Origin of the sequence: Streptomyces sp. HUAS YS2 (assembly GCF_033343995.1) — a bacterium.
Taxonomy (GTDB): Bacteria; Actinomycetota; Actinomycetes; order Streptomycetales; family Streptomycetaceae; genus Streptomyces; species Streptomyces solicathayae.
Map to the genome: position 1 here is coordinate 7,679,253 of NZ_CP137573.1, position 15,370 is coordinate 7,694,622.

Below are 15,370 nucleotides of genomic sequence, written 5' to 3' on the forward strand. Positions count from 1 at the left end.
CTCCTCGGCGTCCCGCCAGTACTCCGTCTTGTGCAGCCGCATCTGGCCATCGGGCCGGCGTACGGCAGCGCTCAGAAGGCGGCCCAGCGGGTGACCGTGAACCGTTCGCCGTCGCGGTGCACCTCGGCCGCGCCGGCGCCGGCGAAGTGGGCCGGGATCACCAGTTCCTTCGTGTCAGTGGCGCGTTCGAGGACGCCGCGGCGGGTGGCGGCGGCCTGGGCGGGGTCTTCGCAGAAGCAGCTGTTGCAGGCCGGCGCGCGGAGCTGGACCGGGCTGTGCAGGATGTCGCCGACAAAGACGGCCCGCTCGCCGCCGGAGGCCACGCGCAGGACGCACGAGCCGGGCGTGTGGCCGGGCGCGGCCTCCAGGGTCAGGTGGGCGTCCAGTCGCAGGGTGTCCTCCCACAGGACGGCCTGTCCGGCGCGCAGGACCGGTGCGACGCTGTCCGCGAAGAGGTGCGGTTGCCGCTGCTCCGCGTAGGCGCGGTCGGCGGCCGGGAGGTAGTAGGTCGCCCGGGGGAACATCGGGGCCCATTCGCCGTCCCGCGCCTCGGTGTTCCAGCCGACGTGGTCGGCGTGCAGATGGGTGTTGATCACGACGTCGACGTCCTCGGGGTGTATGCCGGCGGCCGCGAGCCGGGCGGGGAAGTCCGACTGCCGCCGGTGGAACTGCGGGGCGTCGGGCCGCTCGCGGTCGTCGCCGACGCCGGTGTCGACGAGGACGGTGCGGCCCTCACTGCGGACGACCCAGGTCTGCAGGGCGCCGACGTACTGGTCGGCGGCAGGCTCCCAGTGGTCCGGTGCGAGCCAGCGCTGCTCCGCCCGCCAGGCCTCCGGCTCGATGTCCGGGAAGACGGCGAGCGCGGGCGCGAACGGTCCCTGCCACTCCCTCACCCTGATGATCTCCACGTCGCCCAGCACGATGCTTTCCACGGTGTTCCTCCGGTTCAACTAGTACGTGTGTCGCCTGCGATGCGATCAGCGTAGGAAGCGATGGATGAGCCGCTCAATGCTTCATGGGCTCATCCAAATACGCATCACGCTCACCGTTGTACGCTCAGCGGATGGATGTGGTGAGCGACGCCATCACGGCGGTGCGAGTCGGGCGGCCGGAGTCCACGCGGGTGCGCGTGGCGGGGACTTGGTGCACAAGGCTCGCGGCGTACGACGGGGCGGGGTTCCACGTCGTGCTCGAAGGCAGCTGCCTGCTGCTGCCCGACGACGGTCCTCCGGTCGCGCTCGGTCCCGGTGACGCGGCGCTGCTCCCGCACGGGACGGGCCATGTGCTGGCGCACGGGCCGGTGGATGCCGGGGCGGTGGAGCGGGCGTTTCCCTTCGAGCGATGGAACGGAGAGCCCGGGCAGGCGCAGGACGGCGCCGAGGGCGGTTCGGACGGCGCGGTGGACGGCGCGGTGGAGATGTTGTGCGGGAAGTACCGGCTCGATCGCACGCACGGCCATCCCCTCATGACGGAGCTTCCGGACGTTCTCCACGTACCGCACCGAGTGGGGCGCAACCCCGAACTGCGTGCGGCGATCGACTTGTTGGGGCAGGAGGTGGGCGCCGACCGGCCGGGCTCCGGGATCGCCCTCCCCGGGCTGATCGACCTGCTGCTCGTGTACCTCGTCCGGGCCTGGCTGGACGGGGAGGCGGACGAATCCCACGCAGGCGGCCGCTGGCCGGCCGCGCTGCGCGATCCGGCGGTGGCCTCGGCGCTGCGCGCGATGCACGAGCACCCGGCCCGGCCGTGGACGAACGAGCGCCTGGCCGCCGGGGCGGGCGTGTCGCGGGCCACCCTGACGCGCCGGTTCACGGCGCTTCTGGGCCGGCCGCCGATGGCGTACCTGACCTGGTGGCGGCTGACCCGGGCGGCGACGCTGCTGCGTGACACCGAGGACTCCCTCAACTCCGTCGCGCGTCAGGTCGGCTACAGCTCGCCGTACGCCCTGTCGCACGCGTTCACCCGGCTCTTCGGCACCACGCCGGGCCGATACCGGCGCGCAGCGGATCAGGCGGCAGCCGGGGCCGAGGGCTCGGTGAGGGCGAGCGGTTAGGAGGTACCGGGGCGGCCGTCGGGGACGACGCCCTCGGCGCGGGCGGGGAACGGGGGTGAGGGCCACGTCACTGCTCCGGTGGTCCAGGGACAGGCGGACGCCATGCTCGCGTATCTGAAGGACACGTTCGACGCCTTGCGCGCCGAGGGCGTCCAGCACCCCCGCATGGTGAGTGTCGGCCCGCAGTGCCGGATCACTGGCAGGCGCGGCCGCTTTCGCGCTCTCGACGAGTTCTCGCGGGACGTCGCGCAGCGTGGCGGGGCATGGGTCGCCACGCGCGCCGAGCAGCCGGGTCCAGGTAGCGACGCCGGCTCAAGGACGAGCACCTGGCCGCCGCCGTCCCCCCTCGCCACAGGGCAGCCTGCGCGGGCACCGGCGTCTGGGACGAGCGGTACGGATGGCGCACCGCGACCAGCCACTGCCACCCGATCGGCAAGAACACGGGCGCCGCGCCAGAGGGCGAAGGCACCGCTACATCGATTACGGGCGGTGGCCACGACGGCCCCCGCCAGGAACTCTCCGTACCAGCGGAATATAGGATTCCGCAGATGCGCGAAATCGACCTGTTCAACTCCATGCCCTCCGGCGGCGACCTCGGTCGGTTCCAGGCGGCTTCGGGGGCCCGTGCCGGCTCTCCGGCGGGTCTCATGCCGCGCTGCGCCGCAACTGCCATCGATCTGGTCATCGGTGTCGCGGTGATTCTCGTTCCGCTGGTCGGCCTCGACCGGATTCTCACGGCCGCCGGTGTCGCCGACGGTGAAGCCGGTGTGATCTGGCTCGCGACCGCCGCCCTCTGGGTAGCGGCCTTCTTCCTGCTCTACTCCCCGCTGAGCGTGTCGCGCTGGGGCGCGACTCCCGGCAAGCGGGCCCTGCGCCTCGAAGTGGTGCGCTTCGAGACCGGCGAGCGTATCGGTTACGGCTCGGCGTTCGCCCGGCACCTTACGAACCTCGCGGTGACCGGCATCCCGGTGCTGTGTGTCGCCAACCTCTCGGCGATCAACCTCAGCAAGGACCGCCGTGGCATGCACGACAAGGCTGCGGGCAGCGCGGTGATCCACCGCCGGTGACGGCGCAGCCAGGGCAAACGGCGACGCCGGGGATCGGCGAGAAGGCGGCCCGGTAGAGGCGGACCACCAGGCCGGCGCGGACACAGCTCGACCAGTACCTGCTGCCACGCGACGTCGACGTGCGACAGGACCGTGCCTGGCTTCTGCGTCGACGCGTCGGCTGCCCCTCCTGCCCCGCGCTCGGGCCCGGCGCAGCGCGGGCCCCTCATCCGGGCGGCCGGAGCGCATATGTGAGCAGGGCTGCGCCGTTTCCCGGTCGGGGGCGGGCAGGCCGGGGGCATGGTCGTGATGCGCTGCAGGCGGTTGGTCTCGCGTGAAGCGGTGTGGATGGTTCAGCCGGGCGCGCCGTCCTGATCGGGTGGTTCGGCAGCGTGGCGGAGGTGCGGGCGTCGTCTCCTGGTATGTCATGAGTGCATGATCGAACCGTCTGCTGCCGCACGACTTCGCCGGATCGCTCGTCGACGGGCCGCTGGGGACGATGGACGGCGCCGGAGCAGCTCGATCGGGCCGGGCCGTGACGGGGGTAGCAGCCGGTTGACGTGGTGGGCGCTGGCGGCGGCCATGCTGCCGGGGCTGGCTGCGCTGGTCGCGTTGGTGTTCACGTGGCTGTCGGTCGGTCAGACGAACAAGGATCTGCAGATCTCCGAGCAGGGACAGATCACCAACCGGTTCAACGCCGCTATCACCAATCTGGGGTCGGCGTCGTTGGACGTGCGTCTGGGGGGTGTCTACGCGCTGCAGCGCATCATGCAGGACTCTCCTCGAGATCAGCCCACTGTGGTGTCGGTGTTGTCCGCGTTCGTGCGTCAGCACGCTTCCGTTCCGGTCAGTGGCTTCAGACCGGCAGGGGAGTACCGACCTGCGACCGACGTTGCGGCTGTGGTTTCGGTGCTGGGCGATCGGCCTGCCGGCCGGGAGGTGAGCCAGGACGGGAAGCCGCTGTACCGGGTCGATCTGAGCGGCGCTGATCTCGGCGGCCTGGAGCGTGAGGTGGGGCTCACGGAAGGCGGCGTGCCCAGACGCGTCAACTTCCGCTTCGCGGACTTCACCGGGGCGGACCTCCGGGACGCGGGCCTTGAGAATTTCGACCTCTCGGGCGCGTCCCTCGACCACGCGAACATGGCTGGCGTGAAGCTGCCGAACGCGGACCTGCGGCGTGCATTCCTCGGGGGCGCGAACTTGACCGACGCGCTTCTGGGTGCGGCCGACTTGACCGGCGCGGACCTCGACGGAGCGAACCTTCACAACGCGCACCTGAGCAGGGCCGAGGAGGCCAGCGAGACCAGTGCTGCCGACTCGAGCGCCGACTTGACCGGTGCGCACCTGATCGGGGCTGACCTCAGCGCTGCGGATCTGCGCGGCGTGCTCCTGATCGGAGCGGACTTGACTGGCGCGGACCTGGCCGGCGCCGACCTGCGCGGCGCGAACCTGACCGGTGCTGACCTGAGCAACGCGGACTTGACCGGTGCGAAGCTGGCGGGCGCAGAACTCTCGGGCGCGATCCTCCGAGGCGCACGCGGAGTGCCTCCTGGCAGTAGTGGCGGCTCGCCGTGATCCTCCGGCCGCCCGTGCCGACAGCCCGCACACGACGATCCGTGGCTATGGGTGGAGCGGGATGGACCGATTGGGCGGCTCGGTCCGTCGCCCGAGCGGACGGACCGAGCGGGAGCACCCATGGCCCGCAGCCGGACGGGACGGATCGAGCGGGAGCACCACGGCCCCGCAGCCCGAGGGCAGGGCGGCCGGGCCGTGGGTGCTCCCGTCGGCTTCAGACGAGGTCCGTGGCGGGTTCGGTCGCGTAGCGGCTCATCGCGTCGAGATTGGCCTGTGGCGTCAGCGGCCTGCAGCGTGGAGTTACGTACCTTGCGCTACTTCGTCGCGGTCGCCGAGGAGCTCCACTTCGGCAGAGCCGCCACCCGACTGCACATGAGCCAACCGCCGCTGAGCCGGGCGATCAAGCGGTTGGAGGCCGACGTCGGTGCCCCGCTGTTCGTCCGCTCGCCCGCCGGCGTCACGCTCACACCGGTGGGTACGGTTCTTCTCGACGAAGCACGGGACCTGCTCGACCACGCCGACCGCGTCGGTGTACGGGTGAGCGCGGCGGCCGGTACCGCGATCATCACCGTCGGCATCCTGGGCGACGGTACCGACCCGGGAGTGGCGCGGCTGGCCGCCGCCTTCCGCCGAAGCCACCCGGGCATCGACATCCGCGTCCGAGACACCGATCTGACCGACCCCACCTGCGGGCTGCGTACCGGACTCGTCGACGTCGCCTTGACCCGGGCACCGTTCGACGAGACTGCCCTGACGGTGCGTGTGCTGCAGACCGATCCGGTCGGGGTGGTCCTGCGCGCCGACGATCCGCTGGCCAGCCGCGACCGGCTGAGCCTGGCCGATCTGGGTGGGCGCCGCTGGTTCCGGTTCCCACAGGGCACCGACCCCATCTGGCAGTCGTACTGGAACGGCGGCGAGCGGCGCGAGGGCCCGGTGGTCCGTGCCGTCCAGGAATGCCTGCAGGCCGTGGTGTGGAACGGCACGGTCGGCCTGGCCCCGCTCGGGCACGACCTGCCCGCGGAGCTGGCCTTGGTGCCTTTGGTCGACATGGCGCCGAGCAGAGTGGTGGTGGCGTGGAACGAAGGCAGCACCAACCCGTTGATCCGGTCCTTCGTCGAGATCGCAACAGCCGCGTACCGCCCCTGAGCACCAGGAGCAGGCGCTGGCGCAGATGGTGAGACGGTTCGTCTTGCTATGGTCGAGACATGGGTTCGCATTACGACTTCCGCTGATTCAGGGCGTCACGTTCCGGTCAGACCGCACTCCGATGAGCTGCGGCGGCCCGGCGTTCCTTCCGCCCCCCTGTTCGAACCCACCCAGGGAAACGAATCATGCACGCACGCGCCCAACTGGCGATGAAAGACGTCTCCAAAGCCTTTGGTGACCGCTCCGTCCTGGACCAGGTCACCCTCACGGTCCGCCCCGGCGAACGGGCGGGGGTGATCGGCGAGAACGGCTCCGGCAAGTCCACCTTCCTGCGCCTGCTGGCCGGCCTGGAGCAGCCCGACACCGGCGAGGTCACCGTCGCGTTCCCCGGCGGCACCGGCCACCTCGCCCAGACCCTTGACCTCGACCCCGCCCTCACCGTCCAGGACGCCGTCGACGAGGCGCTCGCCGACCTGCGCGAACTGGAGCGGCTCCTGCACGAGGCCGAAGGGAACCTGACCGATGCGGCCGCCCTCGATGCGTACGGCGAGTTGCTCACCGCGTTCGAGGAACGCGGCGGCTACGAGGCCGACGCGCGCGTGACGGCCGCTATGTACGGGCTGGGCCTGGCCCACGTCACCGCGGACCGGGTGCTGGGCACCTTGTCGGGCGGGGAACGTTCCCGCCTGGCGCTGGCCTGCATACTGGCCGCGCAGCCTGAGTTGTTGCTGCTGGACGAGCCGACCAACCACCTCGACCGCGACGCCGTCGACTGGCTGGCCGGGCAGCTGCGCGCCCACCGCGGCACCCTGGTCGCCGTCACCCACGACCGCGACTTCCTCGAGCGGGTGACGACCGTGATCCTGGAGGTCGACCGCGACACCCGCTCGATCACCCGCTACGGCGACGGCTGGTCCGGCTACCGCACTGCCAAGGCCGCCGCCCGGGCACGCTGGGAGCAGCGCCATCAGGAGTGGCTGACCGAGCTGGCTCAGACGGAGAGGCTCGTCGCTTCCGCGGGCGAGCGGCTGGCCGCGAGCGGCAAGGACCCGGGGGAGGGCTTCGGCAAGCACCGTCGTTCCCACGAGGCCAAGCTCGGCGGTCAGGTGCGTGCGGCCCGGCAGCAGTTGTGGAAGCTGCAGCAGTCGCCCGTGCCCGCCCCGCCTAAGCCGCTGCGCTTCACCGCGGCTCTGAAGACCGCAGGTCCCGAGGCCGATCCCGTTCTGCTGGCCGGTGTCACCGTCGGAGGCCGACTTCACGTCGAGGACCTGGCCGTCGCTCCGGGCGGGCGACTGCTCGTCACCGGCCCCAACGGAGCGGGCAAGACCACCCTGCTGCGCGTACTGGCCGGTGACCTGGAGCCCGGCACCGGCAGCACGAGGCTCTCGGCCCGCATCGGCTACCTGCCGCAGGAGCTGCCCGCGGCACCCATTCGGCTCCCACTGCTCGATGCCTTCGCGGCCGGCCGGCCCGGCCCGGCCGAGGAGCACGCCGAGGAGCTGCTGGCCCTCGGTCTCTTCCGCGAGGACGACCTGGCAGTCCCCGTGCTCGCGCTCTCCGTGGGGCAGCAACGACGCCTGGCACTGGCCCGGCTCGTGACACGCCCGGTGGACCTTTTGGTCCTGGACGAGCCGACCAACCACGTGGCGCTGTCCCTGGTCGAGGAGCTGGAGCAGGCCCTGGCCCACTACCCGGGTACCGTCGTCGCGGTCTCGCACGACCCCGGCTTCCGCGCCGGTTTCGCCGGGGAGGAACTGCGCCTGCAGGCAGGCCGAATCCAGTAGTACCGCGACAGTGTGGGGAGCCCGGTGGCGATGTCGATTATCGCCACCGGCACCATCGCACGCTCGACGGCGGGTGACCGGTCGCCGTGGCGGCGCACGCCGGAGGCGAGGACTCGCTGAGCGGCGACGTGGTGTTCTTGGCCTCGGGCGTATCCGCTCTCGAGGCCAAGAACGACACCCGAGCGTGGTTCGTTCGGTCGCGGCCAGAACTGAGCGACCGAGGATGCCGAGCCGCCGTGAGCACCATGATCCGCGCGCGGGCAGCGGTTTGGCGGGCTTCCAGTACTCAAGCCGTGCGGACTTCCAGTACTCCAGCCGTACATCGTGACCTGGCGCAGCGTCATCGAGGTTGCATCGGCTGGCGAGGGTGAGACGACGGCCGGGGGCACCGGCATGTGTCGGGTCTACTGATTGCCCAGCGGATGCCCCAGTCGGGTCGACCTCACGGCCGGGTGTGTCGCTCGGCGGCGTCGAACGCGGGCGCGAGCGGGGCCAGGGTCGCGCGGAGCTGGTCGGGCAGTGAGCCGGAGGGCACGACGAGTCCTCCGGCGCCGAAACTCCCGGCGGCCCCTGCGGTCCCGGCCGGTCGGAGCCAGCTTTCCAATGCGATGCGCACTGCCGCGGCCACGCTCGCTGCGAGAACGCGGGCTGTGTGCGTTCCGGCGTCACCCAGGCGCTCGGCGAGCACCGCCGTGAGAGAGGGCTCGATGCCGGCGGTGGCATCGAGGAACGCGTCGCGAAGCGCGGTGTGGGTGGTGATCAGCAGTAGCGCCTGCTGTTCGCGCTCACCGCTGGTGTTCGTGTACTGCTCGACCACAGCTTCGGTGACGGCGTCAGCCAGCCGCACACCTGCAGGCCGGGCCGCGACCGCGGCCGCGATCCGCGCCTCGCGGTCCGCGGTGACAGCGGAGACGATCGCCTGCTCGCGGCTGGCGAAGTAGTTGTTGTAGGTGCGCGGCGAGACCCCGGCCGCCTCGGCGATGTCCTCGACCCGCACCTGGTCCGGTCCGCGCTCAACGGCCAGACGCAAGGCCGCCTCGCGCAGCGCCTCGCGTGTTGCTTGCTTCTTCCGCTCGCGCAGCCCTGGTGGTGTCGTCACAGTGTCAGCGTTCCATACAAGAGTGCGTGCACGCAAACTTGCGTGCACGCAAGTTTGCTGTCAGCCTCGTCCCGACCTAGACCGACAGAGGGGACGTCACCATGCGGGCAAGAGGAATGACCTACGACACCGGATTCGTCGTGCACGGCCAGATATCGCGCGACGACTTCGACCCCGAGGTGGTCCGGCGTGAGCTCGCCATCATCCGCGACGACCTGCACTGCAACGCGGTCCAGATCATCGGCGGCGACCCGGACCGACTGGAGCTGGCGGCCGGTGCCGCCGCCGAGCTCGGCCTGGAGGTCTGGTTCTCGCCCTATCCGCTGGAGCTGGATCCGGAGCAGATCCTCACGCTCTTCCGGGACTGCGCCGAGCGAGCGGAACGGCTCCGGCAGCAGGGGGCCACGGTCGTGTTCGTCGCGGGGGTCGAGCTGAGCGTGATGAACCCTGGGTTCCTGCCCGGAAAGAGCCCGGAGGAGCGGGTCGAGCAGCTGATGAGCCAACCTGAGCGGAGGGCCGACGCGATGCGCGAGCTCGGCTTGCGCATCAACGCATTCCTCGGCGACGCCGCGGCCGCGGTTCGAGAGCGCTTCCAGGGCAAACTCACGTACGCATCCATCCAGTTCGAGCAGATCGACTGGACTCCCTTCGACATGGTGACGTTCGAGCTGATCCGCTCCGCCGAGGTCGCCGACCGGTTCCGGGACGCGGTGCGCACCCTGGCCCAAGGCCCGAAGCCGCTCGCCATCACCGGGTTCGGCACCGCGGCCTACCGCGGCGCGGGGGACCGCGGTGGGCGGGTGCTGGAGGTGGTCGAGTACGACCCTGAGACCAAAGACCCAGTACGGCTGGACGGCATATACGAGCGTGACGAGGCCGGCCAGGCCGCGTATCTGAGCGAACTGCTGGAGATCTTCGAGGCCGAGGGCGTGGACAGCGCGTTCGTGTTCCTGTTCGCCTTGCCCGGCTACCCCCACCGCCCCGACGGCGACCCCCGATACGACTTGGACCGGGCCGGCCTGGGCATCGTCAAACTCCTGGAAGGGCGCCGGGGACAGACCTACCCCGACATGGAATGGGAACCCAAGGCGGCGTTCACGGCGGTGGCGCAGCAGTATCGGAGGTGACAGACCCGGCGGACGGTGCCCACGGGTCCGGATCTGCGCCGCGGCGCAGTTGAACAGAGCAACCGGCCTCTTGGCGGGCGTGCACGCCCGTCCGTGCAGTCATGACGAGCCAGAACGAGGACGGCATCCTTGCCCCGCGCCGCGCACCGGTCCTGGTGCGCGGCCGCCCGTGGTCTGGGCCGAGCCGACCATCCAGGGCCAGCGACCGTCGACGACAACGGCCACGATGGCAAGCGGTTCACAGTGGCGCAGGGCCGCCGCCGGAGTGGCGTACGCCCACCGGGCGACGGACAATCTTTCCTGATCCCGAATGGCCGGGTTCACCTCCCAGAGACGAGAAGATCCCAGCAGACTCGGGCCCTCTCGCCCTTCAGCTCCGCTGGTCGGCGCGGTGGCGAACACCGGAGGTGGCATGAACGATCCGCTGATGATCCTCGGGCAGGCGCGCCAAGGTCCCGTACCGGTGGATTGGCGAGTCTTCACCAAGAAGCGGGGAAAGGTCTCCGGTTTCCTGCGCGGGACAGCGAATGATCCTGACCCGCTGCTCGTCATCACCCCGGACGGCGCCATCGAATACAAGGACAACCACAACCAGATTTCGATTATCAACTTCTACGATCTGGCTGAAATAACGCTACAAGTGCGCGGAAGTAGCTTCTCCGACAGTTCTATCGTGAATCTGACCGTATGGGTCGACCTCAACTACCGCGACGGTAGAAAGACAAAATGGCGATCCGAATCATTCGCGGACAACATGCAGACGATTCAGAGCTTCATCGAAGCGTACGGCGCCCACAAGGCGCTCCGAGGAACCTGACGGTACGCCTCATCGATCCGAAGGCCAGGCTCGTTGACGGCGTGAACTCCTGGGAGCCGTACTTGCCGAGCGGTGTTCCGTGACCGCACGCACGTGCGCCGCATCCCGTGCGGGCGTCTTCCCCGTTCTACTCCACCGGCTCGCACCAAGCGGCGACGAGATCGTGGAAGCGCGAGAAACGGGTGCCGGGAACAGTCTCGCCACTGAGCGGCTCGCCGTTGAGCCAGCAGATGTCGAAGATGTCGGTCTCGGTGTCGAGGAGGCAGCACACGCCACCGGTGGTGGCGGTGAGGTCGGTGAACACCTTCCTGACGCTCGCGGACTGCACGAACATCCGGCTCATGCTCGAAGTAGCGGCTGTGAACTGCAGTGACGCAAAGTTCGGGTGCCATGCGGGGGAAAACCTGACCGTCAGGTAGATGTACCCGACCGACACCCGTCCCTGCTCGTCGATCCTGTCGGAATCGCGGAGGAAGAACTCGCGCACCGCGTCGTCGACGCCGACGACGATCGAAGTGTCCAGTTCGAGCGAGCCGCCTGCTGAACAGTCGACCGGTTCGCTCTTGAACTTCGAGGTGAACGGCACGATCAACTGCTCTCCGCCCGGCAGGGTCACCGGAAGCGGCGGCGTCTCGCGGCCTTGGGGGGCGAGCTCGGCCAGCCGGGTCAGTGCTCTCGCAACGTTCCGAGTGGGCATGAAGATCTCATAGCTGTAGTCAAGCCCCATACCGCCCCGCCTCCCCTGTCCTGAGCCGTCATGCTGTCATGATCGGGATGGATCGCCCAGTTGTTTCCACCGTGGCCGGCTTCGTCCGGACGCAGTCGGCAACGTATGTGAACATCGGCTCGTCTCCGAGGAGGTCAGCTCCGAGCGAAAAGGCTGCCGCCTGCTGCTCACCGGGGACCCAGCAGCGGATGAAGACGCCGATCTGAAGCGCTCAGTCACAACACGCCGCCACCGCTGTCAGGTTGGAAATGGCTTCCTGACACCAACGGTGTTGGCCGACTGTTGCTCCCGGTCGACTGGCTCACCTGATCAGTCGGCGGAAGCCGATGAGGGCTGCGGCTCTGCCGACGAAGGCGAGGAATTGTTCGGCACTGCGTTCGTAGCGGCGGTGGAGCCTGCGGCAGCCGGCCAGCCAGGACTCGGTCCTTTCGACCACCCGCCGATGTCGGCCCAGCCGGTGCGAGGACTCGACGCCCTTGCGGGCGATGCGGTGTGGCAGCTGCCGCCAGGTGCAGCCCGACGTTGCCACGAAGATGATCGCGGCCAGGGCCTCGCGGTCGCCGGCCCGGCGCCGCCCTCCGCCCTGCGGACGTGTCACCACCGTTGGTGGCACACCCGCCTGTACAGCACCCACAACTCGTCCGGCACCAGCCGCTCAACGAGATCCGTCATGCACGGATCAATGAACGATCACGCCATGAGAAACGACGTCTCATGCGGAGCGATCCCGGCCGACGGCCCGGTGGGTCGAAGCAACCGCGCCCCGCAGATCGACTGGCGGTCGAGGAGGTCCACAACCCACGTTGCATCAACGGATGCATGCACACACACCACAGCAACGGGTCAGCAACGCAGCGGGGTTGAAGTGGAAGCAGACAGGCGGGGCCGCGTGTCCCTCACCCGGGCCGGCGCGCAACCCGGACGGCGCTACCGGGTCGAGCCTCAGGCGTCGAAGGAGGGCTTGGCGACGGCGTGGGCGTCCTCGGGGAGGTGGCAGCGGGTGATTTTCACGCCCCTGACCGTGGTGTCCGAGATGGAGAACGCGACCGGGTCGGCGAACGCCGCCGCCTGGACAACGCGCAGGATGACGCCGCCTGCAGGCACATCGAGGCCACGCCGTCGACTGCCGGAGGCCCACGCATGAGTGTTGCCGGTACGGCGAACGAAAGGGGAGAAGGCTGCGCCGGGCTCCCTTTGCGCCTCGCGTCGCACGTGCTGCGTGCCACGCACGGTGGAAGAGTCGACCCCGACGACCGATCGGCCGAGCAGCCGCCGTGCCTCCTCGGCGCCATGACTGGAACGGGAGCCCTCCGTTGCGCATCTACGCTCAGACACCCGCACGTCGGAGCCTCCAGGTGTTCGTGGACCTGATCGCCCTGACCCTGATCGTCGCCGTGGTCTGGGCAGCTCTTGCCGTCCGCGAGACGATCATGTTGCTGGCCGAGCCGGGGCGGAAGGTCGAGAGCTCGGGCGACAGCCTCGCCGAGGAGCTCGGGAACGCGGGAGACGCCGCGTCGAACGTGCCGTTCGTCGGCGGCGTTCTCAAGAAGCCGCTCGATGCCGCGGCCGACGCCAGCTCCGGGTTCGCCGACGCGGGAGTGTCTCTCCAGGAGACCGTCAGCCAGGTCGCCAACGTGACCACGACGATCCTCATCACGGTTCCGGTGCTCCTCGTTCTGCTGCTGTGGCTCCCGCCGCGCCTCCTCTGGATCCGGCGCAGCACCACCCTCCGTACTCTCGTCGACGCTCCCGGAGGCGCAGACCTGCTCGCCCTGCGCGCTCTCACCGGTCCTCCGGGCGCACTCGCCAAGCTGCCGGCCCCACTCGGCGGATGGGCCGACGCCTGGCGGAACGGAGACGAGAGAGCCATCGCCGACCTCAGCGTGGTCGCCCTCAGGCGAGCCGGCCTCCGGCCCTGAAGATCCATCAGAGGTTCTGCTTGTAGAGCGTGTTCCGAATGTCCTGGCGTCTTGGGATTCCGTTCCCACTCATGTTGTGCTGGGTTCTGTCCGCCAGGTTGACGCGGCGAAGCTACTGGTGGGCACCTGGGCGGCGTCTGCGGTGGTGAAGGCTGGTGAGCGCCATCACGATGCCTCGGACTCAAAGTTCGCGGTCGTGACCACCGAACTGATCTGCCCCTTCGTGAGCAGCCACCTGGGCTTGGAGGGAGTCGGCTCTCAGATCGACTACGAGGACGGCGTTCCTGGCACCGGATCGAGGCCGTCTGGCATCCAGGGGATGCCGAGTAGGACATCCTTGAGCGGTTCCCCCAAGCCTGGCCTCCGGCCACCGGGGCAACGTCTGCGTCGTCCCCGACCCACGCCTCATGCTCACGGCTGTGGGCCAGTACACCGATCTCTCCTGTCGTCTCATCGAGCCAGGCCTGCTGCTGGCGGCGTTGTCCTTGGTGGCGCCGCCGTCGGATGCAAGGCTGACCAGATTTGCGGGGCGGCTGCCCGTAGGCGGAACCAGATCGGCAGACGCGGCCGGGGCGGCGGGCGTGGCGTCGGGATGTGTACGGGTTGTCGGGTGATGATGGCGCTGTGCGACTTGATCATGTTTCCTATGCGGTGGCCCGCGACAGCTTCGTCTCGACCGTCCAGTGGATCGGATCGGCCCTCGGCGCCGGGTTCGTCGACGGGGGCGTGCACCCGCGATTCGGCACACGCAACTTCTTTCTCCCGCTGAGCGGCGGCACGTACGTCGAGGTCGTCACTACACTCGACCACCCCGCCGCCGACCGCGCACCCTTCGGCCGGGCGGTCGCGCGCCGCGCCGCCGAGGGCGGCGGCTGGCTCGGTTGGGTGGTCTCCGTCGACGACATCGCCCCGGTCGAGGCCCGTCTCGGCCGCACCTCGGCCGAGGGCCACCGTGTCCGCCCCGACGGGTTCGACCTGAGGTGGAAGCAGATCGGCCTGCTGGAGCTGCTGGAGGACCCGCAACTGCCCTACTTCCTGCAGTGGTTGGTTCCCATCGAGGAGCGCCCGAGCGCCGACCCGCGCACCTCTACCACCATCCACGGGGTCTCCATCGCCGGCGACGCCGCTTCCATCGCCGAATTCCTCGGCGAACCAGCCGACCACCCCCTCGACCAGATCGACGTCACCTGGGTCGAGGATGAGGAACCGGGCCTGGTCTCGGTCGAGTTCGCCACCTCCCATGGCCCGGTCACGATCTGACCAGGGCCCGACTGCCCCGTGAGAGCAGTCGGCTGGGGTTTCCTGGCTAGCGCGTTTGCTTCTCACGGGCCGCGCCGCAGCCCGTCAGCCAGGGTCTGGAGCCGCTCGTGCGTGGCATCCCACCCATCCGATCCCGTCGCGGACCCCGGCGCCCGGCGAAACTGCGCGCGGACGAGGGCCACGACTACGCCCGTGCACGTCGATGGCTCCGCAAGCGCGGCATCCGCCCCCGCATCGCCCGCAAAGGGGTTGAGTCCTCACAACGGCTGGGCCGACACCGCTGGGTGGTCGAGAGAACCGTGTCCTGGCTGGCCGGCTGTCGAAGGCTCCACCGTCGCTATGAACGCAAGGCCGAGCACTTCCTCGCCTTCGTCGGTATAGCCGCAGTCCTCATTGGCTACCGCCGGCTCGCGCCCCTGCTCACGGCCTGAGCCGGTTCTGCTGTACGTCGAAGCAGACCAGCCCCATGGACTCCGCCGCGGCTGCCGCATAGGCGGACGTCTCCTCGGCCATGCTCCACCGCATGGGGAAGTAGATCAGCGGACCACTGGCCTCGCCGATCAGCGGCCCGGTTGACCAGGGTGAGGTGTCCTCCTCGTCCTCGGTGAGGTCGCACCACCGCTCAAGCAGCACGGCCACGTAGGCCGCGACGCGTTCGGATGGAGGTTCTTCCACCTCGCTGTCGATGTAGCGGTCGTACAGGTCGTTGTAGACCCGGGCGGCGGTCTTGTCATCCGCCGGCCTCTCGCCTTCCCAGACTGCAAGGTCGTAGCTCATGCCCGGAGGCTCTCAGGCCGCTCTGACAGTCATAAGAAAC

At 69.6% G+C, this 15,370-nt stretch carries 14 protein-coding genes and 3 pseudogenes; 10 read left to right on the plus strand and 7 right to left on the minus strand.

Annotated elements, in window-relative coordinates:
* Positions 1-71: 71 nt before the first annotated feature.
* Positions 72-932: an MBL fold metallo-hydrolase gene (locus R2D22_RS35090; RefSeq protein ID WP_318109307.1), complete on the minus strand. Its 861-nt coding sequence runs from the start codon at positions 930-932 to the stop codon at positions 72-74.
* 131 nt (positions 933-1,063) lie between these two features.
* Between R2D22_RS35090 and R2D22_RS35095 the strand changes: the two genes are divergently transcribed.
* The 5 genes from R2D22_RS35095 to abc-f all read left to right on the plus strand — a co-directional run bounded on the left by R2D22_RS35095 (position 1,064) and on the right by abc-f (position 7,604).
* Entirely contained in the window at positions 1,064-2,053 is a 990-nt protein-coding gene (locus tag R2D22_RS35095; protein ID WP_318109309.1) for an AraC family transcriptional regulator, read from the plus strand.
* Positions 2,054-2,601: 548 nt separating this feature from the next.
* Positions 2,602-3,120 carry an RDD family protein gene (locus R2D22_RS35100; RefSeq protein WP_318109310.1) on the plus strand — a complete coding sequence of 173 codons (519 nt, stop codon included), beginning with the start codon at positions 2,602-2,604 and terminating at the stop codon, positions 3,118-3,120.
* A gap of 561 nt (positions 3,121-3,681) precedes the next feature.
* Positions 3,682-4,674: a pentapeptide repeat-containing protein gene (locus R2D22_RS35105; RefSeq protein WP_318109311.1), complete on the plus strand. Its 993-nt coding sequence runs from the start codon at positions 3,682-3,684 to the stop codon at positions 4,672-4,674.
* Between the two features lie 309 nt (positions 4,675-4,983).
* The gene (locus R2D22_RS35110; protein WP_318109312.1) at positions 4,984-5,820 is read left to right on the plus strand and encodes a LysR family transcriptional regulator; all 837 of its coding nucleotides are present in this window, start codon (positions 4,984-4,986) and stop codon (positions 5,818-5,820) included.
* A 185-nt stretch (positions 5,821-6,005) separates the two neighbouring features.
* Positions 6,006-7,604, plus strand: a complete 1,599-nt coding sequence (abc-f, locus tag R2D22_RS35115) for a ribosomal protection-like ABC-F family protein (protein ID WP_318109313.1) — start codon at positions 6,006-6,008, stop codon at positions 7,602-7,604.
* Between the two features lie 442 nt (positions 7,605-8,046).
* On the opposite strand, the gene R2D22_RS35120 is transcribed toward abc-f, so the two are convergent.
* Entirely contained in the window at positions 8,047-8,703 is a 657-nt protein-coding gene (locus R2D22_RS35120; protein WP_318109314.1) for a TetR/AcrR family transcriptional regulator, read from the minus strand.
* A 116-nt stretch (positions 8,704-8,819) separates the two neighbouring features.
* Here R2D22_RS35120 and R2D22_RS35125 point away from each other — a divergent pair, with 116 nt between their 5' ends.
* Together R2D22_RS35125 and R2D22_RS35130 are read left to right on the plus strand one after the other, a co-directional pair.
* Complete coding sequence (locus R2D22_RS35125) at positions 8,820-9,830, plus strand: hypothetical protein (protein ID WP_318109315.1); 1,011 nt, start codon at positions 8,820-8,822, stop codon at positions 9,828-9,830.
* Positions 9,831-10,242: 412 nt separating this feature from the next.
* Positions 10,243-10,647, plus strand: a complete 405-nt coding sequence (locus R2D22_RS35130; RefSeq protein ID WP_318109316.1) for a hypothetical protein — start codon at positions 10,243-10,245, stop codon at positions 10,645-10,647.
* Positions 10,648-10,774: 127 nt separating this feature from the next.
* Here R2D22_RS35130 and R2D22_RS35135 read toward each other — a convergent pair whose 3' ends face one another.
* From R2D22_RS35135 to R2D22_RS35145, 4 genes and pseudogenes are all read right to left on the minus strand, one after another.
* The gene (locus R2D22_RS35135) at positions 10,775-11,374 is read right to left on the minus strand and encodes a hypothetical protein (RefSeq protein WP_318109318.1); all 600 of its coding nucleotides are present in this window, start codon (positions 11,372-11,374) and stop codon (positions 10,775-10,777) included.
* Positions 11,375-11,675: 301 nt separating this feature from the next.
* Positions 11,676-11,879, minus strand: a pseudogene (locus R2D22_RS35140) (IS5/IS1182 family transposase); the annotation flags it as partial.
* Positions 11,880-11,906: 27 nt separating this feature from the next.
* Positions 11,907-12,008 (minus strand): annotated as a pseudogene (locus tag R2D22_RS36175) (hypothetical protein); the annotation flags it as partial.
* A 308-nt stretch (positions 12,009-12,316) separates the two neighbouring features.
* On the minus strand, positions 12,317-12,478 hold the full coding sequence (locus R2D22_RS35145) for a hypothetical protein (protein WP_318109320.1): 162 nt from the start codon (positions 12,476-12,478) through the stop codon (positions 12,317-12,319).
* 209 nt (positions 12,479-12,687) lie between these two features.
* Between R2D22_RS35145 and R2D22_RS35150 the strand changes: the two genes are divergently transcribed.
* From R2D22_RS35150 to R2D22_RS35160, 3 genes and pseudogenes are all read left to right on the plus strand, one after another.
* Positions 12,688-13,293, plus strand: a complete 606-nt coding sequence (locus R2D22_RS35150; protein ID WP_318109323.1) for a hypothetical protein — start codon at positions 12,688-12,690, stop codon at positions 13,291-13,293.
* A 624-nt stretch (positions 13,294-13,917) separates the two neighbouring features.
* Positions 13,918-14,553 carry a VOC family protein gene (locus tag R2D22_RS35155; protein ID WP_318109326.1) on the plus strand — a complete coding sequence of 212 codons (636 nt, stop codon included), beginning with the start codon at positions 13,918-13,920 and terminating at the stop codon, positions 14,551-14,553.
* Between the two features lie 86 nt (positions 14,554-14,639).
* Positions 14,640-14,984, plus strand: a pseudogene (locus R2D22_RS35160) (transposase); the annotation flags it as partial.
* Here the strand turns inward: R2D22_RS35160 and R2D22_RS35165 are convergent.
* The gene (locus tag R2D22_RS35165; protein WP_318109328.1) at positions 14,974-15,330 is read right to left on the minus strand and encodes a hypothetical protein; all 357 of its coding nucleotides are present in this window, start codon (positions 15,328-15,330) and stop codon (positions 14,974-14,976) included. The pseudogene R2D22_RS35160 and the gene R2D22_RS35165 sit on opposite strands and share 11 nt — an antisense overlap.
* Positions 15,331-15,370 lie beyond the last annotated feature (40 nt).